The organism is uncultured Treponema sp. (assembly GCF_946187725.1).
Classification (GTDB): domain Bacteria; phylum Spirochaetota; class Spirochaetia; order Treponematales; family Treponemataceae; genus Treponema_D.
Window position 1 is genome coordinate 14,137 of sequence record NZ_CAMHSK010000006.1, and the last position, 24,744, is coordinate 38,880.

The window sequence follows — 24,744 nt, forward strand, 5'->3', positions numbered from 1 at the left end:
ATCTCTGTTTTCGGGAGGGAAACAAATGGCATTTGGAAATCCATATGCAGCCTATCAGACAACCGCAGTAAAAACAGCCAGCCAGGGCAAACTTGTCGTCATGCTCTATCAGGGAGTTGAACGAGAAATGACTGCGGCCCTAAAATGTTTCGATGCAGACGAAAAACTTCCGACTTCAAAAATTGAAGACTTCGGCAAGCATGTCATGAAAGCACAGGAAATCATCAGTGAGCTTCAGGTTTCATTGGATATGGACAAAGGCGGACAAATCGCACAGAATCTAATGTCACTCTATGTCTATTTCAACAAGGAACTTCTGAATGTGAGTATCAGCCATGACAAGGAAAAACTCAAAATCATTCTTGGCATGATAAAGCAGCTTTGTTCTGCATGGGAAGTTGCGGCTTCAACGACTCAGGCAGATTCAATTCCGCAGGCACAAAGAGCCCTCAACATCACGGGCTAGTGCAAGGAGATTTTATGGCAAAGGAACTCTCAAAAGAAGAATTAGACGAGCGCGTTGCGATTCTTAAAAGATTCCGAAAACTGCTTGAACAGCAGCGCAACAAATTCCGGGAATATCTTGCAGTTCTTGAAAGTCAGGAAGGAAAAATCGAAATAGAAGACGGCGATTCGATTGCCGCTCATGCAGAACTTGAAAATCAGATTGTCAAAAATCTTGCAAGTTTGCAGAAAGTTATCGTTCCGATGCAGGGAATGTACAATGCAATCATGCCGGGCGTTCCTGTTGCAGATAACGCAAGCGTGGAGCAGCTTCAGCTTGACCTTGCTTCACTTCAGAAACAGGTTCTCGCTCAGAACGAAAGAAACCGCAGTCTTCTTCAGGCTCAGATGGGCAAAATCAAAAATCAGCTGAACAACATCAATCTGATGAACCCATACCGTGGCCGAACTTCAATTTATGCAGAAAAATCAGCGGTCGGAAGCGTTATTGAATACAATGCTTAACTGACTCCTAAACCAAATAATGCAAAGTCAGCTTTTACAGGGTCGTCGGGGAAAACCTCGGCGACTTTTTTTGTCAGTTCTATGGCAGTACGAAGGTTCGCGCTCTTTGAAGAAATCAGACCGAGATTATTTGACTGCTGCATCACATGCGTGTCGAGCGGCATAAGCAGATTTTTGGGTTCAAACCATGTCCACAATCCCAAATCAACCGGAGAATCCAGGCGCACAAGCCATCGAAGCAGCATGTTCACTTTTTTAGCCGCAGAGTCTTTCGAATGAGGAAGCAGCTTGCATTTGGGGTCGAAAGCCGAAGCAATAATCTGATGAAGGAAGGCAGTTTCCTGTGTCTGAGAGCGGGAACTGCAATCTTGTTCCCATCGATTCTTAAAAAAATCCCCAATTGTGTCAGAGTTTTCAAGGATTCCACGCAATCCGTCAAAGAAAAGCCTCATGTCATGATTCGTGTACATACGATAGAAAGAAACTTCATTTTCAGGGAAAAAATCATTGTATTTTTGAGAAAGAATCCATTCGGCAGGACTTGAACCAGCAGCAGTTAAAATCTGCTCAACATGCGAAAGAATTTGATCGCGCCGGCCAAAAGCAAGGTTTGCAGATATAAAAGCAACCGCCTCAACATCACGCACTTTTGAAAAACGGTGCATGAATTGAGACGGGTCTTTTTTGAGAAAATCAGCTGTCTCATAAGTCTGAGCCAGCTGAATCAGTTTTTCAGCAAGTTCCGTCGAAACTGATTTTGAATCAGCGGACGGAACTTTGAAAGAACTACTTGTTGAGGATGAATTCAACTCGTCTGTTCTTCCATGCATTGTCTTTATCACCACGGGCAGCAACCGGCTGGCGGCCACCGCGACCAACTGCACTAAGTCTGTCACCCGCAACGCCGTAGCCCTTGAGCTTAGACTTAACGAATTCGGCTCGGTCTTTAGAGAGCGGTTCAAGAGCGAGACCGTGTTTGTTTGTAGTCTCTTCTTCTTCTGTTCCTGTGACAGAATTTGCGTGACCTTCGACCGTAACAGTGTAATTCTTGAACTTGTTGAGAATCTGTGCGATTCGTTTAAGAATTCGCTCGTTGTTTGAAGCCTGAGCCTGAGTGATACCAGGTTTTGTGACCTTTCCGTTAGCATCAACGACCTGAACATTGAAGTCAGCCGCATCCTGACGGAAGATGATTGATGGAACAGCCATTTTGAGCACATCACCGACTCGGATAACAAGAATATCGATTTCGATTTTACCTTCGACAGTGCTTGTCATTCCAAGTGTGTCAGTAACTGTGAATACATACGGATAATCCATTGCAGACTGGACAAGCTCACCATTGTTTCCGCGGCCGTCCCAAATAATTCGCTCTGTAATAGAAGATTTTCCGCTTGTTCCCCAGAATGGCTTGCCGTTCGGGTCTTTAATCTGGAATGACCAGTTTTTGAGAGGAACAACATCATTGCCTTTAAGCTGGATGAACAAATCATCGTTCTCGCCATCGTTATCTGGAGAGAAGTACTGAGGTGCTGTTTTGACTGTGAGCTGTGGAGGTGTAACAGAACAGATGAACAATGAAGAATTGACATCAACTTCGTTACCCTTTGCATAATGCATCTTGAGGTTTGCAATGAATGCACCTTCTGCAACCTTGCCTTCTGAATCAAGACCGTTCCATGTAATTTCGGCAGGCATGTCGTTCTGATCTTTTTCTGACCAAGTTTTAACAGTTTTGCCTTCAGGAGTTACGATTGAAACGCTCCATGATTCAACACCGTCTTTGAGTGAAGGGCGGAGAGAAAGTTTTTGTGTCTCAAGGAAGCCGTCACCGTTCGGACTGAATGCGTCATTCTCAACAGTGATGTAAGCTTTTGCCTCGCGTGTATCGACTACGATGTTAGAGATTTCAGCACTGCCCTTATTTCCGGCTGCATCTTCTGAAGCAAATACAATCTTGTATGTGCCGTCTGCAACTTTGTTTCCAGCCTGATCAGTGCCATTCCATTCAACAGAAGAAGGAACCTTGCCCTGCCAGCTGTAAGTGCGGATAACCTGATTCTTTGAATCAAGGATGTTTGCTGTCCATTTGTCTTCGCTTGAAGTTTCAGCAGTGATTTTGATTGAGTCTTTTTTGCTGTCGCCGTCCGGAGAGAAGAGTGTGTACGGAGTGCTCAAAGAAACGCTCGGTGCAACAGTATCAAGCACGAATTTCTGTGAAGAAGTCTTCGGATTTTTACCGTTTGAAGTTTCTGTTGAAAGGCTTGCGTAATACTTTCCGTCATCACAACGAGAACCGTTTGAATCAAGGCCGTTCCATGAAATTGAAGCCGGAAGAGAAGCGCCGTTTGAAGTCCATACAGTTTCGTTCTTTTCGTTTTTGATTTCGAGGCTGTATTTGTTTACATCAGCACCCTTTGCAATCGGTGAGAATTTTACAGAAGCTTTTGATTTGTCGCTTCCAGCAGGATTGAATGCCGTTGGAGAAACAGAGAGCAAAAGTTCAGCAGCCCGTGTATCAAGAGTGATTTCAGAACTTGAATTTTCTGAATAGTTGCCTGCAGAATCTGTTGCCGCAAGAACATATTTGTATTTTCCATCCGGAGCGATTACACCAGAATCATCAAGACCATTCCATTCAACAGTGTCCGGCGGGAATGAACCGAAATCAAATTCTGTGACAGTTTTTTCTTCTGAATTGATGATTTTACCAATCCAGTTTTCAACAGGAGCACCAGCATCAGAAGCGATATCCTGTGTGATAAGAAGAACATCTTTCTGACCGTCGCCATCCGGAGAGAAAATTGTTTCGCTTGCCTTGATTTTTGCGACAGGCGGTGTTTTATCCAAAGTGAATTCAGGAGATTTTACAACATCAGGAACGAAACCGTTTGAGTATTTTGCAGTAACGACAGCCTGATATTTTCCTTCTGCAGCTTCTGAACCGTCATCGGCTTTTCCGTCAAATGTAATTGATGAAGGAGGATTGTCCTTTCCTGCGAAGGTTTTTACGACATTGCCTTTTGCGTCAGTGATTTTGACAGCCCATTCAGTAAGTTTGTTGACAGATTTTGCATCTGGAACCGGAACTTTGACATTGAATGAAACTGTATCGTTGATGCCGTTGCCGTTCGGAGAGAAGTATTTGCTTCCAGCGATTGAAATGTTTGTAGCCGGCTTGTCAGCTGAGTAAATGATGTTTGAGATTGCGGCAAGATTAGATTCATTGCCTGCACGGTCAGTAGCAGTGACTTTGTAAGAATAAACGCCGTCAGGAAGCGGAGCACCTGCGTCATCAGAACCGTTCCACTCGAAGCTGAGCGGTGAGCTTGATGTCCATTTGTAAGAACGAACGACATTACCAGCCGCATCAGTGAAAGTTGCATTCCATTCATCTTCTTCAGAACCGCTCTGTTTGATTGCAAGAACAGGTTTTGAGCCTTCACCGAAGATTTTTTCTGAAGACGATGGCTGTGCAAGATTAACTTCCGGTGGAGTATTATCAACCACTACAGAAAGTTTTTTGGTTGATGCAGTGTTGCCGTTATCATCGGTAGCAGTTGCATAGTAGAAATAGTTTCCGTCAGGAGCAACTTCACCGGAATCCATGATACCGTTCCACATTACAGAAGAAGGGATTGTGACTCCTGATTTCGGAGTAAAGAGAGCCTTCCAGAAAGTTTTGAAAGTAATCTTTGTTTCGCGCTTTTCTTTGTTTCCGATTGTACGAACGATTTCACCCTTTTCGTTTTCGATTATGAGTGCCCAGTCTTTTACATATCGTCGCTCTTTAATTTTGAAAGGAACTTCAAGGACATCCTTTTTACCGTCGTTGTTCGGAGAAATGTAAACAGTTCCTTTTTCTGCAAAGGCTACAGCCGATGCGAGGACACAAGCTAATACAAGTACGCTTTTTTTCATTTTTACTCTTCTCCCCACAAGATGATTTCAGGTGCTTTAGTGTCAGCAAGACCGAGATTCATAACAGCCCCCGCACTGACAGCATTCACATTTTTATAAAGCTGCTTCCATGCTCCGGAAACAGTCATGTCGCTTTCTGCCCAGCCTTTTCGCTCAAGATATGAACCGTTGCTTGACTTGAACAAGAATTTGAAACTTACGCCAACTGAAGGAAGAAGATTCTTTGCATCGTTAGAGAATTCCTGAAGGTCAAATTCCCATGCAGAATTGATTTTAAGGAAGTCCCAGAGCTGAAGATTAACACCAGCATCGAATGCGAAGTCCTGGAAGCCAGGAGCCGCAAAATCAAGGGAAAGACCTAAATCCATGCTTTCGTTTTTTAAGAGACTTGCGGCAACACCAAAGCGCGGAGTACAGATTCCCGGCCACATAGTTGCATCATCTGCCTCAAAAGGACTTGTTGTATCACCTGAATCAACATAATCACGGTATTTTTTAGCAGTTTTGATACCCATTGCTTCTTTGCGGTCATACATTTTACCAATGTTAGTGAGGGCAAAACCAAAGCGGAGATTCTGAAGGAAAGAAAGGTCTCCGAAATTGTAGTAAGCACCCAAAGCGGCACTCGCACTCCAGTCAGATTTTGTGAGGTCACCGTAAATGAGGCCGAAATTACCGCTCAAACCAACAGAAACCTGATCTGTGATGTCTTTTGCAACTCCAGCCGTAAAGCTGATGTTGTCACCAATCGGCATGTCGAAAGCCTTTGTCCATACGCCCTGGAAGAGAAGCGTAGAAACGCACCACCGTGAAGGGAACAAAATGCCCCCCTGGAAAGCTTCACCAAGAGAATTGCAGTAATCGTAAGGAGCGTCGGTATTTGAGTTGATGAACAGGGTTCCGGCGACATCAAGAGTGATTCGCTGTTCCCATGCCGTAAGAGCCGGGTTATTGATTATTGAAGCAGGCGTTGCACCGAAAACACCACCGCCAGCCACGGAATTTGCGCCTGTTATAAGCTGAGGTTCCGTGAGCCGCAAGACATTCTGGCTGCCAGCGGGCGGGTTGTATGCAAACAGAGCCGCACTGAACAAGGCAGAGACAAGCACTGCCCCCGTAATTTTTTTCATAAAATCCTCCATAGGGAACGAAAGAATTCACCCCCCCATAATTTCATTTTTATAGAAAATTTTAATATAAAGAATAACAAAAATAAACACATTTGTCATTAAACATATATGAAAGCATTTGACTTTATATCTGGAATTCTGCATATTTAAAGCATGGCAAATAAACAATCCTTCTTTCAGAAACTGCTTAATTCTTTGGCCGGCGGTAAAGATGCCGATGCAGCAAAAAAAAAGCATCTTAAAAACATAGCAAAAAATCTTTCTAAAACAAAATTCAAATTCTATAAAGCAAATTCCGATCAAGCACTTCCCCTCATGGGCAAATTCTTCTTCGATTTGTACAAGGCACTCTCTCAGTGTCAGACGCTGTTCAACAGCCAGATGAATCCCAATTACTACAAGACCTTTACAATCAATTTCGGTCTTTCAGAAAACCAGAAAAAATGCGTTGAAGAGCTTTCAGAAGAAGCAATCGTCGAAGCATCCAAAAAAATGCCCTTCGACCAGCTCAAGGCAAAAGTCAAGGAAACTTCATCTCAGTTTTCAAATGAATTCGATCAGTCAAAGATTCAGATGATTGACGGTCTCTATCAAAAACTTCTAACTTTCAAATCCTTCTGTACATTCGATTACTTTTTCATCATAAAAAAATTCGATTCAACAGTCCGCGAAAATGAATTCTCAAAGGCCCCGAAATTCAACACAATCGATGCGTCATACATCAGCGAAGATCTCAAAGATTTCCTCGCCGTTCTCTATGCACTTCCTTTTGGTGCCGACTGGACCGATTTAATGCAGCTGTTAAAAGCTATGCGTGGCGGAAACGAGCCAATCAAGGCCGCTCAGTGGGCAAAAGTCATTGCTCGGCTCACTCAAATCCGGGCATCACGCGTCTTCGAAATGATTATTCAGCTCATCACAAAAGACCCTCTCTACGAAGTCAAATACGAAGAAAAGCATGAAACCATAATCGAAGAATATATCGATAAGATTCGCAACGACGCGCAGGCGACCCTCAAAAAAATCGAAAATGCACAAAAGAACTCAAAGGTTGACGGTCTTCTCAATCAAATCTTCGGAACGACAAACATTTCTTCACTGCAGAACTACACCGATGACCAGAGCGCATATTTTGCCAAAAAGAATCTCGGCACCTTCGAATATACAAAGCCGCTCAACTACCTCAAACACTTCCTGCTCGAATATGTAAAGCGGGATGTGCGAGCCTATGCTGATTTGGTTCTAATCCGCGGAAAATGGACGACAAGCGCTCTTTCTGCAGAAATGAGTGACGCATACAATGCAATTCTCGAAAGCTCAGAAAAAATCTCGATTTTCGACAAAAAACTCTCTGAAGAAGACGGTGAATACGGCAAAAAGCTCAAGACACTTCTTCCGCGTGCAGACCGCGACAAGGAATCAGCAAACATCATCAGGACAACATTAAAAGACTGCAACAATCTTGCGCGAGAATACATCGTCAACACCACAAAGCAGCTTATCGTTTTCGGCAAGAACACCAAGCTTCTCATCGAAGATTATCAGAAACAGAGGCCGGAATTGCTCACAAACTGGAAAGAAGTTGAACGATTCGCCGAAACTCCAATCAAAGAGCTCGGCGTAACAGTCTACAAAAAGATTTATCTTGTGGTTCAGCTGATGCAGGGGCTTGTAAACAACTCACAAGCATAATCAGCAAAAGAATCAGGCAATCACCCAGAAAAGCAGCATTGAAAGCACGGAACCGGCAGTGATGAACGGTACAAAGGGAATCGCGAAAATCGGTCTGTGCACGAAGCTGCTTTTTTTTATTTTCTGAACGACCGCAAGCAAAAGATAATAAAGAACGCCAAGAAGAGCGGCAAACACCGTGGCAATCAGATTCATGTAAAATCCGGTATAAAGGGCACTGAAAAGACCAAAATAGATGTCTCCGAATCCGAGCCCTTGTGCCGTAAGAACACGAGTGCAGAAATAAAGCAGAAAAGAACTTGCAAGCGCAAAGAAAAGATTTTTGGCAAGCGGAATGGGCTGCGACGGAAGAACAAAAAATCTTACACAAATCATCGCAACAGAAGCCGCAAGCAGCAAAGGCAGCGAAATTCTGAATTTGCGTGAATCCATGTAAGAAAGCGGCAGTGCAAAGACAAGATAAGCGGCATTAAGAATCAAAAAATTTCTGTCCATCGTGCCTACCGCAGAATCGAGTCAACCAGCTTCTTAAAATCACTATCAAGTTCGACATTCATGTTTGAAGTCGGCATGTCTGTAACGCGGAAAGTTCCGTCCAAATCCTGAACAATTGCATCCTGCGTGTCAGGGCAGAGTTCCGCTACACTCGCATTTTGAGAAGCGGCAAATTTAGTGAACATAAAAGGCATATTCTCCTCCGAATCTTCGAGGGCTTCTACTTCCACCGCATCATCTAAATCCTCTGTCGGCTCATCCTGCTCAGGCAAAGAATCTTGCGAAGGAAGCTCTTCTAAAATTTCGGCATTTTTTTCACTTTCTTCAGCAGATTCTATTTCTTCTACAGTTTCAACATCTTCTTCCAAAGGAAGTTCTTCCGTCAATTCCTCAACTTCTTCAACAGAGTAAGTTTCTTCAGGTTCAACTGCCTCAACAGGCTCGATTTCCTCTACGGATTCAACTTCTTCATGGGTATCCTCTGTTCCATCTTCTTCTGGCAGATACTCTACGGTCTCAAATGGCCCGTACAGTCTTTCATCGTTGTCATCTTCATCCAAAGAAGAGAAATCTAACGCAGCTGCGACAAAATTATCCGCGACGGCATCATCGGCCTCAAAAGTAAGGCTCTCCGAAGTCGGAACACCGAACTCGATTTTTTCGAGAAGCACTTCATCCCTATAAAAATCATCGTCTTCCTCTTCCTCAGACTCTTCATCCGAGTCATGCGGCACAAAATATTCCGTATCAACAGGTTCAGGAGGATTTCCAGCCTTGGTCGGATCGAAAAGCTCAAGCTCCTCAAGATTTCCGTCAGTTTCATCGATGGTCTTCGAAGCTTCCTTAAAGATTTTGATATGCTGCTGTTCAGAAGCCGTAAGTTTTCGGCTCAAACCATTATCATCCGACTCAGGCTCAGCGTCATCAAGTTCTTCCAGCTCTTCGACAGATTCGATTTCCTCTACGGATTCAGATTCTTCGACAGGCTCTACTTCCTCGACGGGTTCAATTTCCTCTACGGATTCTGCTTCTTCTACAGACTCAGATTCCTCGACCGGTTCAATTTCCTCTACAGACTCAACTTCCTCGACAGGTTCAACTTCCTCTACGGATTCAACATCTTCGACGGGTTCAATTTCTTCTACGGATTCAACATCTTCGACAGATTCAACTTCCTCAATAGGTTCAACTTCCTCAACCGATTCAACTTCTTCGACAGCCTCTGCTTCCTCTGCCGACTCAATCTCTTCTACGGATTCAACTTCCTCGACAGATTCAACTTCTTCCGCAAGTTCAACTTCCTCAACCGGCTCAATTTCTTCTGCAGGGGCAACTTCCTCAACCGGTTCAATTTCCTCTACAGACTCAACTTCCTCAACCGGTTCGATTTCCTCTACAGCTTCATCCTCTTCAAGTGCCTCAATCTCTTCTACGGATTCAGCTTCCTCAACCGGTTCAATTTTCTCTACGGATTCTGCTTCTTCTACAGACTCAGATTCCTCGACCGGTTCAATTTCCTCGACAGGTTCAACTTCCTCAACCGATTCAATCTCTTCTACGGATTCAGCTTCCTCAACCGGTTCGATTTCCTCTACGGATTCAACTTCTTCCGCAGATTCAATTTCCTCTACAGCTTCATCCTCTTCAAGCGCCTCAATCTCTTCTACTGGTAATTCATCGCCTTCGGTTTCTACAAATGGCACTTCGGCATCAGAGATTTCTTCGACCGGCTCTATTTCCTCAACCGACTCAACCTCGTCCGCAGGTTCAACTTCCTCAACCGGTTCAACTTCCTCGACAGGTTCAATTTCCTCTACGGATTCTGCTTCTTCTACAGACTCAGATTCCTCGACAGGTTCAACTTCCTCAACCGGTTCAAATTCCTCTACAGACTCTACTTCTTCTACAGATTCAACTTCCTCAACTTCTTCGACGGGTTCGGCAGATTCACCTCGCTTTTCGGTTCTGGTGGCTGATTTTTCCACGGCATCTGCTTTTATACGAATCGTGCCGCCTTCAAGAATGTCTTCGAGAGACGAGCGGACTATTTCCTTTAATTCGGCGGCATTGATTGCAGAGACAGGATTTCCACCGATTGAACGGTGATCCGCGACTTCACCGAAGGTAACCAGCATTTCCTGCCAGTAGGTTTCAAAAATCGATTTAAATTCGGCGGCGTGCTTTTCGCCTTTTCGGCCAAGTGTTTTCAAAATCCGCTTTTCGAGGATAGTTTTCTGCTCGGCAAGATAGGCTGGATTTTTCGCATCGCCCATATTTCTGTAGGCAACAAAAAATTCGTTCTCGTAACGGCGAACTCTGTCACGAATCACGACGATATCATCATGGCGGAAACTGAGAATCAGGAAAATCGCAAGGTAAAGAGTGACAAAGGCCGTTGCCAGAAGCAAAATCCGCATGTATGGAGAGAATTTCAATTCACTTTCGGGGTACAAAAGCGTTATGTGACCGAAATCCTTTCGTTCGTGAGCATATGAAAACGCACAAAGCGCATCTGTTTCATTCTTGCCAAAAATGTTAAAAATAGAAGAAAAATCAACATTTTTGCGGGGTGGTTCATTCACTTTCTCAGAAGATTCAGATTCATCCCCGCTTTTTTCAACAGGCTCCAGTTTCCAGAAAGATTCTCTGTTTTCATGCCATTTTTTAAGAATCTGTGCCTGAATTGACTCGCGCCCATAATTCGGAAGACCGAAGACAAAGCCACCAGCATCATCAATATTTCCGTCTTTTGCAGAATCACTCAGAAGTGAGGCAAATCCGTTTATGTCAATCAAATTTCGCCTGAACAGGAACTGACTGAAATTCGCCGCGTCACAGTAGAACAGAATGCTTCCGACAAAGGAATTTTCAGAATTATAAAAAGGAAGAGAAAAAATCAGCCGTCGCTGCGAAGAATCCATGATTATGCGGGCTTTCTGCTCGGCCTGCGTGTTTATATCCAGAGATTTTGCCCTGACCTGATTGTACGGAAGTTCGTCAATCATGTTGTAATCACGGTACGAAATGCCTTTTTTGGAAGAAAGAAGATCCGTGCTGAAAGTACTGAAATAAACATTTCTGCCGTTCTCATCGATAATTCGCATTCCAGTGAGGGCGGCGGTAGAAGTCACAAGCTGAGAGCGGAGTTTTTCACGGTTTTTCTGTGCCGATTCGGCGGGTTTTAGCTCAATATACGACTTTACATCCGGAGCGACGGAAAATGAATCAAATCGCTGCATGAGAATGTTGAAATATTCGTTTTGAGCAGTCGCAATCTCTTCAATCTTCTTCTGCTTGATTTCCTGCACAATCGGCTGATAGAAGTTCACTTCAAGGATGTCAAAAAGCCCCGAAAAAGCAACAACCGTAAATGCACAAAATGCTAGCACTGAAATCAAAAGACTGAAAGCGACCTTTTGGCCTGAAGTCATAAGTTTTCTTTATATTTTCGGCGAATTTTGCAACAAAAGCAAGTTTTTATGCTATATTTCTTTGCATGGATTTAATAAATCTCGCTGAAGAAGAAGAGAAAAAAATCAGGGCTTTGCTGATTGGCGCTCCAAAGGCTGACATTTCTGAACTTGAAGGCCTTGTTGATACCCTGGGCTATGAAATCTGCCGCTCAGTGATTCTCGCCCGCATGGAACAGAATCCTGTTTATGGAATTGGAAGCGGCAAGGCAGAAGAAATCGCCGCGCTCGCAAAGGAGCTATCTGCCGAAATCATAATCTTTGACTTTGAACTTTCTCCGCGCAAGCAGCGTAACTGGGAAAAGCTTGCGAAGATTCCAGTGATTGACCGCCAGGAAGTTATTTTACGGATTTTTGCACAGCGCGCACAGACAAAAGAAGCCGTCCTGCAGGTTCAGCTCGCACAGCTGGAATACGCACGCCCGCGCCTCGCCCACTCTTACGGTGACATGGCACGCCAGCGGGGCGGAAATTTCGGTTCAAAAGGCTCAGGCGAAACTCAGCTTGAACTTGACATCCGTAAAATCCGCGAAAAGATTCAGCAGCTCAAAAAAGAACTTGAACAGGTCGTCCGTGACCGTGAAACTCAACGAAAGCGCCGTGAAAGAATCCCGCTGCCGACCTGTGCGCTTGCCGGCTACACGAACGCAGGAAAATCTTCTCTATTAAATGCGCTCACCGGAGCAGATGTTTTCGTCGAAGACAAGCTTTTTGCCACGCTCGACCCCACAACGCGAAAACTTCAGCTCAAATCTTCTATTAAAACAAGTGAAAGCGAAAAGGGGTTTGCGGCAAACATCCTGCTCACAGACACCGTTGGTTTTATCTCGAACCTGCCCCACTCTCTCGTAAATGCATTCAAATCAACCCTCGAAGAAGCACAGCGCGCGAACTTGATTCTTCTTGTGCTTGATGCCAGTGATGAAAAGGCTGAATTCCAGTACAACACGGTCGTAAAAGTCCTTGAAGAAATCGGTGCTGATAAAACGCCTCGAATCATCGTGCTTAACAAAATCGACAAACTCGCTGAAAATCCGGCGCAACTTGCAAAAATGACGGCACTTTTCCCGGAAGCAGTAAAAATCAGCGCAAAGACACACGAAGGATTTGAAGAACTTTCGGCAAAAATCTGTGATGAGCTTTTGGGAAAGGAAATGCCCTTCACCCTGCCGCTCGAAAAACAGTTCCTCTTAAACGAAGCAAGAAAAACCGGCATCATTACCGAAGAAAACTGGCTCGACGACGGAATTCACATCAAAATCAAGGGCGGCGAGCTAAAGAAAAATCCGCGGCTTTCGGCCCTGCTTGCCCCGTTCAGCGAAGAAGCTCTTCCAATAGAAGAAAACGAACCCGCTGAATCAGGTTTCAAGAAAAAATTCGGTTCAGACTGGTAAAACTGGGCGTTCCCCTTCGGGGCGGCTGTTCCGCCCTTCGCTCACGCTCATACCGCTTCGCGGTACTTCGGGGCTCCATAGCCTAACGCTTAAAAACTGGAGGTTCAAAATGAACAAAATCAATAAAATCCTGCTTGCCATAATCGGCGGAATCTTAATCTTCATCATCGCGGTTTCAGCAATCGCCCTCTGCACCAAAAATGCCCGGCCAGGCGAAGGCCTTCGTCATGAGGATCCGCTTCCCAAATCAGTTGCCGCATCAAAGACCGCCTTTAACGAAATCGGCCAAATCAGAGTCTTCACAAAAGAAGATGAAAATCAGCAGAAAAGCGTGATTGTCCTGATTCCATGGTTTGAATACGACGGCACGGACAATTCTTTCTATGAGGAACTTGACCGCAAGCACCTGAACTTAAAATCCATCCTGATGAATTATTTCCAGAATCATACAAAGCACGAACTGATGCAGCTCGGCGAAGAAAAAATCAAGACCGAACTGAAAGAAAAAGTCAATGAAAGCCTCGTCCTCGGAAAAATCACGGGAATCTACTTTAACGACTATCTTTTTTTAGATTAGCGCAACCAAAAATGAAATCCGGTGTCTAACATATAAAAGGAATTATTATGGAACAAATCACTTCACCTGCAGCTCAAGTCATTCTCGCGCTAATTCCAATCGTTGGAATCACAATCGGGGGAATCATCATATTCTTTGCGCTTCTTTGGATTCATCACGAAAAAAAGCAGCAGATTAAAACTGGAGAAAAACCCAAGTCAAACTTCAACTACAAGGCAATGACCCTTCTTTCGGGGCTTTTGCTTACTGGAATCGGAGCAATGCTGTCAGTCTTTTTTGCCCTCATGACAGGTGCTTCGCCTTCACTTCTCGGCGGATTAATTCCTCTTACAACTGGCATCTGCCTTCTAATGTTCTACAAGCTGTACGACTGGCACAATGAATCTGGAACAGCTGTTAATTAGGCGTCGGGATAACGCTCTAATCAAATCAAGCCTTGCGGGAAATCAAAAAGCATTCTCAAAGCTTATTTCTTTCTATAAAAAGCGGGTCATGTCGCTTGGCATGAGTTTTTTCAAGAATGAAACGGATTCAGAGGATTTCGCACAGGAAGTTTTCATAAAGGCGTACACGAATCTTTCAAAATTCCGAGGAGATTCTTCTTTTCCGACATGGCTCACTTCAATCGCACTGAACACGGCCATGAACGCAAAGAACCGCCGTAAAGAATACCTTGCGATTTCAAACGAAGAGCAGCTTGAATACAAAGGATTCGGCCCCGAAAAAAATCACATCAGGAAAATCACCATGCTTGCCGTACGGGAGGCGGTCAAAAACCTGAGCGAAAATGAAGCCATCTGCGTAGAACTGTACTTTTTCTACGACAATTCCCATATAGAAATCAGTGAGATTACGGGTTTGCCGGTAAATACAATCAAATCACATATTTTCCGTGCAAAGAAAATCCTGCGCGAACGATTAAGGAGTTATTATGAAGAATGAAAAATGCGAAAAGACAATGGAGACCTTTCTCTTGCTCGATAAATATGAACGCCTGCCGCTAGGAGTGACTCTGCATCTTCTCAAATGTAAGAAGTGCAGGACTCAGGTTCATTATCTGACACTGGCCGAAAAATACGCCGCAATCCCGCTCAGACCGATGAATTCGATGAATCTCAAAACATTCCTCAGCAACATGAGCACAAAACCTGTCTCAATGGCAAAATGGATTGTCGCAGGGATTCTTATGATTCTGATGCTCGTGATTTTCGGTCTGTTCCTGAACAAAATAGACCGCACCAGTTTCGCCATCACTTTCAATGTGATGTTCGGTGTTCTGGTAACGGTCTACTGTGCCCTCTTCGTATGCACGAACATTGATTTTTTCATAAAGAAAGTAGATTTCAAACCCCAAATGAACATGGATTAACCGTGAAAAAGAAAAGCCCCGCAAGGATGCGGGTACTAGCATATTCTTTCCGTTAATTCCACAAGTTTTCTGGATTGACTTGCTTGCCGTTCTTGAACACGGTAAAGTGCAGGTGCGGTCCGGTACTCATGCCGGTGCTTCCGACGCGACCGATTTTTGTGTCCTGAGTGACATAATTGCCTTTGTGACAAAGAATTGCGCTCATGTGTCCGTAAAGCGTTTTGTAGCCGGAATGATGAGCCACGATTACATAGTTTCCGTAAGTTGAATTGTAGCCTGTAGCAGTGACTTTGCCAGGAAGGGCCGCATAAATGTTGGTTCCTGTAGGGCATGCCATGTCAACGCCAGAATGATAAGAGCGTGCTCCAGTAAACGGACTTGCACGCCATCCGAAGCTTGAAGATTTGTACCATCTTGCGTGAATCGGTTTTCTGAACAAGTCACCGTTGATTTCCTGACGGGTTACCCAGTCAAGCTTTGCGTCAGGAACAAAAACCATGGTTCCGGCAGTAAGTGAAGCACCTACAGCCAGATGATTGACAGATGAGCATTTAGCCACATCAATCTTGTATTTCTCGGCGATTGACTCAACAGTTTCGCCGTCTTTTTTTACAGTGTAAAGGATTCCAGGCATAGTCGGGATTTTGAGATATGAGCCAATCTGCAAAAGCCTTGAAGAGCGGATGTTGTTCACAGAAATGATTGAGTCAGAAGTAACATCGAAAGTCTCTGCAATCTTGCCAATCATGTCGCCTGAACGAACCCGATATGCGAAATAAGAAAGATTGTATGAATCATCAAAAGAAACAAGCTCTGCATCTGTACCAGAAGGATTTTCCTGACCTTCCACGATTCCATCAAGAACTTCTTCGCTTACAGGGATGGTCGGACTTTCAAATCCACCCTGACCATTTTCTGCCTTTGAAGAGTGATTCGCAAACACAACGGTTCCGGTAAGAACAAGCGCACACACACCGAATGTCACTGAAAGGCACTGAACAGCATTTTTTACAGACACGCCTTTAAGTTTATTCTTAACAATCCAAAAGAACTTTTTCATTACTTTTTACCCAACCCAATTAAGTAAGTTTCAAATGATTCAGAACGACATGCCTTAGGCTTAAATCCCTTCGCGTTGGTGAAAACCTCACGCATCTTTTTGAGCAGAGCCTGCTGGTCCCCGTTCTGAAAAATCTTCACGGCAAAATTACCGCCCGTTTTCAGCATCGTCTCCGCATACCAGATTGCCATTTTCACAAGCCCCTGAGAGCGGGCTGTATCGACAACACGGTTTCCTGTGGTGAGCGGAGCTGCGTCACAGACAACGAGGTCAAAAGGACCTTCGGCCTTGATTTTGTCAAAAATCTCCTTCTGCTGTAAATCGCCCTGAATAAAGACGAGATTTTCTCCTTTGACACTTTTTGAAAGCGGATTCAAATCGCACGAAACGACCTTGCCGCTTCCGTCCATCTGCCTGAGAAGAAAAGTTGTCCAGCTTCCTGGAGCCGCACCCAAATCAAGCACTTTGTAATTCTTCTTAATCATGCCGAATTTCTCATCAATCTCCTGCAGCTTGTAAACTGAACGGGCCGGATAACCCTCGGAGAATGCTTTTTGAGACCAGAAATCAGGTTTTTCATAAGAATTTGCCATAAAGTTTGCCTAATTAGATTGTCGGTAAAATTAAATCAGATTTTAGTGCTTTTGTGAAGAGAATTCCATAGGGGGAAAGCCTTCCCCCTGGGGTTCAAGCTTCGCTTTTACCCACACCCCCATCTCCTGGGGCAGAAAGTCTGTCACAGTGCCCCAAGCCCCAGAATTTTCAGTTTGACAACACTAACGCTATATAGTATCATAGAAGAACTTGATTTCATAAAACTAGGAGAAGTCTAAAATGAACGATTTAGTTAAGTTCATTGGTCTCCCGGTTGCAGGAATCGTTCTTGGATGGATTATTCGATGGTGTTATGCCAGATTTCAACTATCTGCGTCAGAACAAAAAGCTGAACGCTTAAGACAGGATGCAATAAAGGAAGCAGAAGCACAGAAAAAAGAAATTTTGCTCGAAGCAAAAGATCAAATCATTCGTGAACGAAAACAGCAGGAACGGGAAGATCGTGAACGACGCGCTGAAGTACAGAAGTATGAAGCACGAGTTAGTAAAAAAGAAGAGCTGATTGACAAACGGGCAGAAGAATTTGATAAAAAAGAACTCGAATTCAACGATCGCGTCAATGCAATGAAGAAGCGTGAAGAACAGCTTCAGGTTCAGGAAGAGCAGTATCGGGCAGAACTGGAGAGAATTTCGGGGCTTTCGGCAAAGGAAGCAAAAGATTTAATCATCAAAAACCTCGAAAATGACGCTCGCCATGACGCTCAGGCACTCTTGAACAAAATTGAGCAGGACGCACAGCTTTCAGCCGAAAAAAAGGCTCAGGAAATTCTTGTTTCCACGATTCAGAGAATCGCAACCGAGACTACAGGTGACTTGACCGTCACTACAGTTTCATTGCCTGGCGATGAAATGAAAGGCCGTATCATCGGGCGTGAAGGCCGCAACATCCGTGCCCTCGAAACGCTCACCGGTGTAGACATCATCATCGATGACACACCAGAGGCAGTTGTAATCAGCTGTTTCGATCCGGTTCGAAAAGAAATCGCAAAGCAGTCACTTGAACGACTTGTTACGGACGGACGCATCCATCCGGCCCGCATTGAGGAAATCGTTCAGAAGGTTACGCGCGAAATTCAGCAGAAGATTTATGAAGAGGGCGAAAAGGTTCTGTTTGACCTTGGAATCCACAACATGAGTCAGGACGGAGTTCGTGCATTGGGTCGTCTTTACTTCCGTACAAGCTACGGTCAGAATGTGCTTACCCATTCAAAAGAAGTCGCAGAAATTGCATCCCTGCTTGCCGCAGAAGTCGGTGCAAATAAAGAGCTCGCAAAGAGAGCTGCCCTTCTTCACGACATCGGTAAGGGTGCAGAAAACGATTCAGATCAGAACCATGCAGAAGTCGGTGCAGAGATGGCACGAAAAATGGGCGAAGATCCAAAAGTCATCAATGCAATCGCTGCACACCACAACGATGTCGAAGCTGCCACTCTCGAAGCGGTCATCGTTCAGATTGCAGATGCTATTTCTGCAGCCCGACCAGGTGCCCGCCGCGAGACAGTTGACAATTATGTCAAACGCCTTGAAAACCTCGAAGAAACTGCAGAAAAGTTCAACGGTGTCGAAAAGGCTTATGCAATTCAGGCTGGCCGCGAACTTCGCATTTTGGTCAACAACGAAAAAATCCCTGATGGTGAAGTCAAGGATTTGGCACAGAAAATCGCCAAACAGATTGAGACTGACATCCGCTATCCGGGCCGAATAAAACTTACAATGATTCGCGAAACACGAATCGTTGAGTACGCACGCTAAGCATTTCAAGGCTGCCTTTTGAAGGCGGCCTTTTTTTTATCCCAAAAAAATCTTGAAAAACTGACGAAACATATAATTTTGCGTTATAATATAAGCTATTATAAATGGAGTCATTTTTATATGAAAAAAGTTGTTTTGGCAGGTCTGGCTGCACTTACCCTTACAGGGCAAATTTCCGCGCTGGACTTTGCGTTCAGGCTCACCCCTGTCATGAATTTTCCAAAAGAAGAGAATCTTGGAACAGGATTCGGCGGTTTTCTTAACGCAGACATTGATTTGTTCAATTTTGTGACTTTGGGTGTTGAGGGCGGCTACAACTCAATCAAAGAAGAATCATTAGATAAAAATTACGATATTTTAATGGGCGGTGCGACTCTCGGCCTTTATTATTATCCTTTTTCCCGCCTTTATTTAAGTGCAAACGGCTCATACGGAATTCAAAAGATTTCGATTGATGCCCCAAGCGTTACAAGTGATTCACGCGGCACATATTACCGTGCTTTTGGAGAGCTTGGCTTCCGCTTCACGCCGGGCTTTGTCATGAGCGCAGTCGGTGGTTGCCAATCATTTAAAATCGAAGGCTCACCATTCATTTCTTCAAATTTTGCAGGATTGAGCGCAAAGTTTAATTTTTCCACAAATTCCTCTGCATCCTCAGATGATTTCTGGGTCAGCTTTGAGCAGGACTCAGCGGCATTCCCGGTCTACGCATCAATGTACAGTCAGGTTCCGCTCGGTTATGCGACGCTCCGTAATGTCAGTTCTGCAGAAGTCCGAGATGTCCACATTTCATTCAGGGCAGGAAAATACACTTCCGCAGAAAAAGAATGTGAAGTTCTTTCTATATTAAACCGCTACAGCAAGGTCGAGATTCCGGTATATGCCGATTTCAGCCCGGAAATTTTGCGTTACAGCGAAGATGGTAAAATCAACGGTGAACTTGTAATCAGCTACACTTTCCTTGGCAAACGAAAAACCGAAGTACAGAACATTGTTTTTGATGTAAAACATAGAAACAGCTTTATGTGGAGCGACAGCGCTTCCCTTGCATGCTTTATCGATAACGGTGCAACAGAGATTCTTGAAACCGCAAAATACATGGCGGGTGCAGAAATCACAAATCTAAAGGCCGGAATCAACTCTCCGTTTCAGTACGCGGCAGCTATCATGGAAGGATTAAGGCTCGCCGGAATCGTCTACAGCGAAGACACTGTTACGCCATACACGACCTTCCGTTCAACAGAAGATATTGATTCAATTCAGTACCCGTTGCAGACTTTGAACCTTCTTTGCGGTGATTATGATGATTTGGGAATCCTTGTCTGCTCATGCCTTGAAAGTTTTGGAATCGGAACGGGCTTTGTTGCAATGGATGATGATTTTATCGTTCTCGTTGACACAGGCATTGCTCCAGAAAAAAAAGGCAATCAGTTCACAGGGAACGATGTCATTACAGACGAAAACACAAGCTGGCTTGGTTTAAGCATGAAGAATTTCGGCAAAGGCTTTACGCAGGCACGAATTGAGGCCGCAAAACAGCTTAAAAAAATGCAGAAAGATCCAGAATCTCCTTATGAACTAGTTGATGTTCATGCAGCCTGGGAAGCATATCCTCCGGTCACTTTCTCAGGATACAGAGGTTCTTATAAAAATCCATCAAAAGACGCAATCATTAAAGCTGTCAACGAAGACATCAATTACTATATAAATAACGATTTGGCAACTTTAATCAAAAAATTCCGCAGTTCAGGAGATACAAAACACCTCGCTGACACCTATGTTCGCGCTGGAATGTACAATGACGCAATCGCTGAATATCAGAAACTAAATTCTATTGCAGCATGGAATAACATGGCCATGGTCTATACAACGCAGAAAAGTTACAAATCAGCGCTCAGCATGTACAACAGAGTCCTTGCAAAAGAACCTGAAAATAGAACTGCACTGGCAGGAAAAAAGAAAATTCAAATTCTTGTCGGAGAATAAAAATGAAAAAACTCACTACGATTTTTTCCGCATTTTTGCTCTCTCTTCCAACATTCGGAATGGACTTTGAAATTGCCCTGATGCCGCAGCTTGATTTCCATACCGCAGGGGATTTTGACAATTCTTTTTCAGGCACGGTTTCCCTCGACTCATACCCTTTTACTGTCCGTGGCCGCGATAAAATCGGATTTGGCTTTCAGGGGGGCGTGGCTGACATAAAGGCACTCACTCTCGATGATACGCCGCTCTATTACGGAGACCTTGCACTCACTTATCAATGCAGGCTTCATGACAGATTTGCTTCAGGCCTTCAGGTTTACGGAGGAATGTGGAATTTCCCCAAAGTCGAAGAAAAAAACACCGAATCCATGTCGGGAAGTCTTTTTGGCGGACGGATTTTTGCTGATTTCTATGCTTTACCTGAGCTGAAATTCGGAGTTTTCGCGGGCTACAGCAAGTTCAAGTATAAACCGGAAGATTTTACCAACAGAATTGATTTGGGAGTCAGTCTAAAATACAGCTTTACAAAAGGAATCTTTGCAAAAAAAGTCGTTGAACTGGATGAAAACACGATTGAGCCAATTTTCCCAGTTTTCTACAGCTTCTACAACGAAAATTCTTTCGGAAAACTTGTATTCTTTAACGGCGAAGAAAATAAAATCAGCGATGTCACGGTCTCTGTTCTGATTCCTGAATACATGACGCTTCCAAAAATCTGTGCACAAATCGAAGAAGTGGGAATCAACGAATACTTTGAAGCAGAGCTCACGGCATTCATAAACGAGACAATTCTTTCTTCACTTGCAGCACACAAAACAGAAGGAAAAGTCATCGTCTCTTACCGCTCTCTTGGCAAACGAATTACCAGCGAGCAGGTTTTGGACTTCACGGCATTGAACCGCAACGCAATGAACTGGAACGATGACCGTAAGGCGGCCGCTTTTGTGAGCAGTCATGATGGTGCGGCAAACAAAATATCTAAACTCGCAAAATCAATTATCCTTAAAAATCCCCAGAATGATTATACACAAAATCTTGATTACGCAAGGGGAATTTTCGCCACTTTAAAAGCCTACGGTGTAAGCTATGTAAAAGACCCTACAAGTCCATTTTCTTCCGGCGAAACACTTGAAATTGACTTTTTGCAGTTCCCTTATCAGACACTTTTGTACTCTGGCGGCGACTGCGACGACCTTTCTATTCTGAACTGCGCAATTTTCGAATCAATTGGAATTCAAACGGCATTCATCACAGTTCCAGGGCATATTTTCATGGCAATTGATTCTGGCGTATCTTCAAAGCGGGCATCAAAAGTCTTGCTGGACGGGCGCTACATCATTCAGGGTGAAAAGGCATGGATTCCGCTTGAAGCAACTGTTTGTCAGGATAACTTTGAAATTGCCAGAACAGCGGGTTATAATCAATGGAAGAGCGCAGCCAAAAAAGGTGAAGCCGAGCTTTACCCTTTGAGTGAAGCATGGCAGCACTACAAGGCAGTCAGCGTTCCTGAATCAGATGCGGACATTGAGCTTCCATCTGTTGAACGAGTTTTAAAATATTTAAAATAGATTCATGAAAACATGAGGTCTAAAAGGAGGATTTTATGAAAAAATTAGCATTCGTGGCAGCCGCAGCACTTCTCGCATCATCAGTTCTCTTTGCTGTTGATTACGAGGTCAAAACCGTCACAGGAAAAGTCACATTCGCAGAAAGTGAAAAAGGCAAACAAAAGCCTGTCACAAGCGGCATGACACTTTCAGACACGGCAATCGTCGCTCTAGGAACAAATTCGAAACTCGTTGTCACTGCAGACGGCAAGGACATTACGCTCCGCACACCCAAAAAGGCCAGCCTCGGTGATTTAATTTCCACAAAAAACGGAATTTCAGGTTCACAAGCCAAAAAAGGCAAGGGCACAGCAACAGCTGCTTCTCGTGCATCAGATGTAATGGCAGAAGGCGAACTTGATGACTAAGCGAAAGACATTTGCGTTCCTCATTCCGCTTGTCTGTGTGGCGGCAAGTTCGCTCCTGCTCTTCACGAATCTTGAGGCAAAATTTTCTGATTTGTTTCAGAGATTTTTGCCTTCAACTCAAATTCGAAACGATGTTCTTATGGTAGGAATCGATGATTTCGCGATTGAAACCATCGATTCTTTTCCTTTTACAAGGGATGTCTATGCAGACTGTATTTCCATTATGGAAGAAATGGGAGCACAGTCTATCGTATTCGATTTGAGTTTTATCGACAAAGCACGAAAAAGCGTTAATGAGAAAGACGAGATATTCTCTCCTGATGAGGAGATGGAAAAGGCCCTTAAAAAATCCGACATTACCTTCCTGAACTTTACGCTTGATTATACCAGCGACATTGATGAAGAATCAAAAAACATTCTTGATCAAAAAGGTCTTTTACCAAACGCTGAAATCAAAAACGACAAAGTTACTGAAGAATATACAGGCGTAGTTCCGACTCTTCCAATTTTTATTGAACATGCAAAGGCAGCTGGATTTGTAAATGCAGATCCTGACAGCGACAATTACTACCGCAGGGTAAATTTAATCGCAAAATATGATGATCAGTACTACATGCAGCTTACCTTACCTGCCCTTCTTCAAAAACTTGGAAATCCCAAAATCATCGTAGAAAATAGAAAGATTACGCTCAAAAATGCCAAAATCGACGGTAAAACAAAAGACCTGCAGATTCCACGCGGAAATGACGGAAAATTTATCCTCAAATATCCGAAAATGCAGTTCAATGAATACAATTATCTCTCACTGGGAGACATTTACCGTATTGCACAGCTTAAACGCGCTATGGCAGAAGAGGGCGAAGCTGAACACATCGAAGAATACACAAATCTATGTGCTGAGGTAAGACCCAAGCTTGCATCAGCAATCTGCATTATCGGAACCTGTGCAACAAGCACATCCGATTACGGCGTAAATCCGTACGAATCTCAGTATCCTCTTCCCGGCGTACACTACACTATAATCAACCAGATTTTGAATGGTGACTTTACAAGTGAAATTCCGCCGTACATTTCAATCATTTATGCCCTGATTTTAACGACTCTTCTTGTATTGGCCGCAAAAAAAATGAAATCGACGGTCGGAAAAGTCATAATCGGGCTAATTATGATTTTTGTCGGCACTGGAATTCTGCTTGCCTATTACATCATAACAAGAACCTTTGTCGGTGAAACGGTTCCGCTCTTCTCTTCAATTCTGGCATACATTTCCGTAATCGTTCTTGGATTCCTTACAGCTTCAAAAGACAAAAAATTCATAACGAATGCATTCAGTCAGTGTCTTTCAAAAGATGTCGTTAATCAGATTGTTGCAAATCCTGACAGTTTCAAGCTTGGCGGTGAAAATCGTGAGATGACTGCAATCTTCACTGATATCCAGAAGTTCTCTTCTTTCTCTGAGCTTCTTACGGCTAGTGAACTGGTTGCGCTTCTCAATTATTACCTCACAAAAATGAGCGACATAATCATGGCAGAAGGCGGCACAATCGACAAATACGAGGGAGATGCTATTATCGCTCTTGTAGGTGCGCCGCTCAAAATGGATGACCATGCCACTCGTGCGGTAAAGGCTGCACTCAAAATGAAGGCCGCAGAAAAGGTTATGAATCAGGAAATCCGGAATATCGCTAATGGACCACAACCAGTCGGAATGAGCGATTCCCTTTACTCTGCATTCAAAATCATGGTTCAAAACCGAAAGGAAATCTTTACGCGAATTGGCATCAACTCCGGTGAAATGATTGCTGGCTACATGGGAAGCGAAAATAAAAAGAATTACACAATGATGGGAAACAATGTAAACCTTGCAAGCCGTCTTGAAGGCGTAAACAAGCAGTATTCCACCTTCGGTATTCTAGTGAGTGAAGCAACTTACAAACAACTGGGCGAAGAGATTCTGTGCCGCAGACTCGATAAAGTCCAGGTTGTAAATGTTACGACCCCGCTCACGCTTTACGAACCGCTTTCACTCAAGGCAGAAGCGAGCGAAAATCTTCTTGAATATGTCGCTGTCTGGGAAAAAGCAATGCAAAACTTTGACCGTGAAGAATATGCAGAGGCACATGATAAATTCTGCAAACTTGCCGTCGCAAATTCAGATGATAAAGTTGCCGCATATTATGTAAAACTTCTTGAAGATTTCTTCCTCAAAGGACGCGCACCTAGCGAAGAAGACGGATTCGGAGTTGTCTACAATCCAAAACTACACTGCTTCAGACTTCTGAGCAAATAAAAAAAACGGGGGCAAGATTAATATCAATCCTGCTCCCGCTTTTCATTTT

Annotated in this window: 20 protein-coding genes; 13 read left to right on the forward strand and 7 right to left on the reverse strand. The window is 43.9% G+C overall.

All coding sequences use genetic code 11. The features are described 5' to 3' along the window. Positions 1-25 precede the first annotated feature (25 nt). Positions 26-466 carry a flagellar export chaperone FliS gene (gene fliS / locus Q0Q74_RS03870; protein ID WP_294428711.1) on the forward strand — a complete coding sequence of 147 codons (441 nt, stop codon included), beginning with the start codon at positions 26-28 and terminating at the stop codon, positions 464-466. A 14-nt stretch (positions 467-480) separates the two neighbouring features. After that, complete coding sequence (locus tag Q0Q74_RS03875; RefSeq protein ID WP_294428713.1) at positions 481-969, forward strand: flagellar biosynthesis protein FlgN; 489 nt, start codon at positions 481-483, stop codon at positions 967-969. Here Q0Q74_RS03875 and Q0Q74_RS03880 read toward each other — a convergent pair. Genes Q0Q74_RS03880 through Q0Q74_RS03890 form a run of 3 tightly spaced genes read right to left on the reverse strand, consistent with a single transcriptional unit; the run spans position 966 to position 6,020 of the window. Further along, entirely contained in the window at positions 966-1,799 is an 834-nt protein-coding gene (locus Q0Q74_RS03880) for a TIGR02757 family protein (RefSeq protein WP_294428715.1), read from the reverse strand. The genes Q0Q74_RS03875 and Q0Q74_RS03880 overlap by 4 nt on opposite strands. Next, on the reverse strand, positions 1,756-4,890 hold the full coding sequence (locus Q0Q74_RS03885) for a FlgD immunoglobulin-like domain containing protein (protein WP_294428717.1): 3,135 nt from the start codon (positions 4,888-4,890) through the stop codon (positions 1,756-1,758). The genes Q0Q74_RS03880 and Q0Q74_RS03885 overlap by 44 nt, the downstream gene beginning before the upstream one ends. 2 nt (positions 4,891-4,892) lie before the next feature. Next, the gene (locus Q0Q74_RS03890; protein ID WP_294428719.1) at positions 4,893-6,020 is read right to left on the reverse strand and encodes a hypothetical protein; all 1,128 of its coding nucleotides are present in this window, start codon (positions 6,018-6,020) and stop codon (positions 4,893-4,895) included. Between the two features lie 153 nt (positions 6,021-6,173). Between Q0Q74_RS03890 and Q0Q74_RS03895 the strand changes: the two genes are divergently transcribed. Continuing rightward, positions 6,174-7,712 (forward strand): hypothetical protein, encoded by a 1,539-nt coding sequence (locus Q0Q74_RS03895; RefSeq protein ID WP_294428720.1) that lies wholly within the window; start codon positions 6,174-6,176, stop codon positions 7,710-7,712. A 12-nt stretch (positions 7,713-7,724) separates the two neighbouring features. Here Q0Q74_RS03895 and Q0Q74_RS03900 read toward each other — a convergent pair whose 3' ends face one another. Together Q0Q74_RS03900 and Q0Q74_RS03905 are read right to left on the reverse strand one after the other, a co-directional pair. Next, the gene (locus tag Q0Q74_RS03900; RefSeq protein WP_294428722.1) at positions 7,725-8,207 is read right to left on the reverse strand and encodes a prepilin peptidase; all 483 of its coding nucleotides are present in this window, start codon (positions 8,205-8,207) and stop codon (positions 7,725-7,727) included. A gap of 5 nt (positions 8,208-8,212) precedes the next feature. After that, positions 8,213-11,638, reverse strand: a complete 3,426-nt coding sequence (locus Q0Q74_RS03905; RefSeq protein ID WP_294428724.1) for a DUF4573 domain-containing protein — start codon at positions 11,636-11,638, stop codon at positions 8,213-8,215. 65 nt (positions 11,639-11,703) lie between these two features. On the opposite strand from Q0Q74_RS03905, the gene hflX reads away from it, so the two are divergent. From hflX to Q0Q74_RS03930, 5 genes are all read left to right on the forward strand, one after another. Continuing rightward, positions 11,704-13,071: a GTPase HflX gene (hflX, locus tag Q0Q74_RS03910; RefSeq protein ID WP_294428726.1), complete on the forward strand. Its 1,368-nt coding sequence runs from the start codon at positions 11,704-11,706 to the stop codon at positions 13,069-13,071. A 109-nt stretch (positions 13,072-13,180) separates the two neighbouring features. Beyond that, positions 13,181-13,648: a flagellar basal body-associated FliL family protein gene (locus Q0Q74_RS03915; RefSeq protein ID WP_294428728.1), complete on the forward strand. Its 468-nt coding sequence runs from the start codon at positions 13,181-13,183 to the stop codon at positions 13,646-13,648. A 47-nt stretch (positions 13,649-13,695) separates the two neighbouring features. Further along, the gene (locus tag Q0Q74_RS03920) at positions 13,696-14,052 is read left to right on the forward strand and encodes a hypothetical protein (RefSeq protein WP_294428730.1); all 357 of its coding nucleotides are present in this window, start codon (positions 13,696-13,698) and stop codon (positions 14,050-14,052) included. Beyond that, positions 14,027-14,590, forward strand: a complete 564-nt coding sequence (locus Q0Q74_RS03925) for a sigma-70 family RNA polymerase sigma factor (protein ID WP_294428732.1) — start codon at positions 14,027-14,029, stop codon at positions 14,588-14,590. The genes Q0Q74_RS03920 and Q0Q74_RS03925 overlap by 26 nt, the downstream gene beginning before the upstream one ends. Then, the gene (locus tag Q0Q74_RS03930; RefSeq protein ID WP_294428734.1) at positions 14,580-15,017 is read left to right on the forward strand and encodes a hypothetical protein; all 438 of its coding nucleotides are present in this window, start codon (positions 14,580-14,582) and stop codon (positions 15,015-15,017) included. Before Q0Q74_RS03925 ends, Q0Q74_RS03930 begins: the two co-directional genes overlap by 11 nt. Positions 15,018-15,069: 52 nt before the next feature. Here Q0Q74_RS03930 and Q0Q74_RS03935 read toward each other — a convergent pair whose 3' ends face one another. Further along, positions 15,070-16,077: a M23 family metallopeptidase gene (locus Q0Q74_RS03935; RefSeq protein ID WP_294428736.1), complete on the reverse strand. Its 1,008-nt coding sequence runs from the start codon at positions 16,075-16,077 to the stop codon at positions 15,070-15,072. Next, complete coding sequence (locus Q0Q74_RS03940; protein WP_294428739.1) at positions 16,077-16,670, reverse strand: RlmE family RNA methyltransferase; 594 nt, start codon at positions 16,668-16,670, stop codon at positions 16,077-16,079. The genes Q0Q74_RS03935 and Q0Q74_RS03940 overlap by 1 nt, the downstream gene beginning before the upstream one ends. A gap of 241 nt (positions 16,671-16,911) precedes the next feature. Here Q0Q74_RS03940 and rny point away from each other — a divergent pair, with 241 nt between their 5' ends. The 5 genes from rny to Q0Q74_RS03965 all read left to right on the forward strand — a co-directional run bounded on the left by rny (position 16,912) and on the right by Q0Q74_RS03965 (position 24,695). Then, positions 16,912-18,444, forward strand: coding sequence for a ribonuclease Y (gene rny, locus Q0Q74_RS03945; protein WP_294428740.1), 1,533 nt, complete (start codon positions 16,912-16,914; stop codon positions 18,442-18,444). 120 nt (positions 18,445-18,564) lie between these two features. Continuing rightward, positions 18,565-20,430 carry a hypothetical protein gene (locus tag Q0Q74_RS03950; protein WP_294428742.1) on the forward strand — a complete coding sequence of 622 codons (1,866 nt, stop codon included), beginning with the start codon at positions 18,565-18,567 and terminating at the stop codon, positions 20,428-20,430. 2 nt (positions 20,431-20,432) lie between these two features. Further along, complete coding sequence (locus Q0Q74_RS03955) at positions 20,433-21,998, forward strand: hypothetical protein (protein WP_294428743.1); 1,566 nt, start codon at positions 20,433-20,435, stop codon at positions 21,996-21,998. Positions 21,999-22,033: 35 nt separating this feature from the next. Continuing rightward, positions 22,034-22,405 carry a hypothetical protein gene (locus tag Q0Q74_RS03960; RefSeq protein WP_294428745.1) on the forward strand — a complete coding sequence of 124 codons (372 nt, stop codon included), beginning with the start codon at positions 22,034-22,036 and terminating at the stop codon, positions 22,403-22,405. Next, positions 22,398-24,695, forward strand: coding sequence for an adenylate/guanylate cyclase domain-containing protein (locus Q0Q74_RS03965; RefSeq protein ID WP_294428747.1), 2,298 nt, complete (start codon positions 22,398-22,400; stop codon positions 24,693-24,695). The genes Q0Q74_RS03960 and Q0Q74_RS03965 overlap by 8 nt, the downstream gene beginning before the upstream one ends. Positions 24,696-24,744 lie beyond the last annotated feature (49 nt).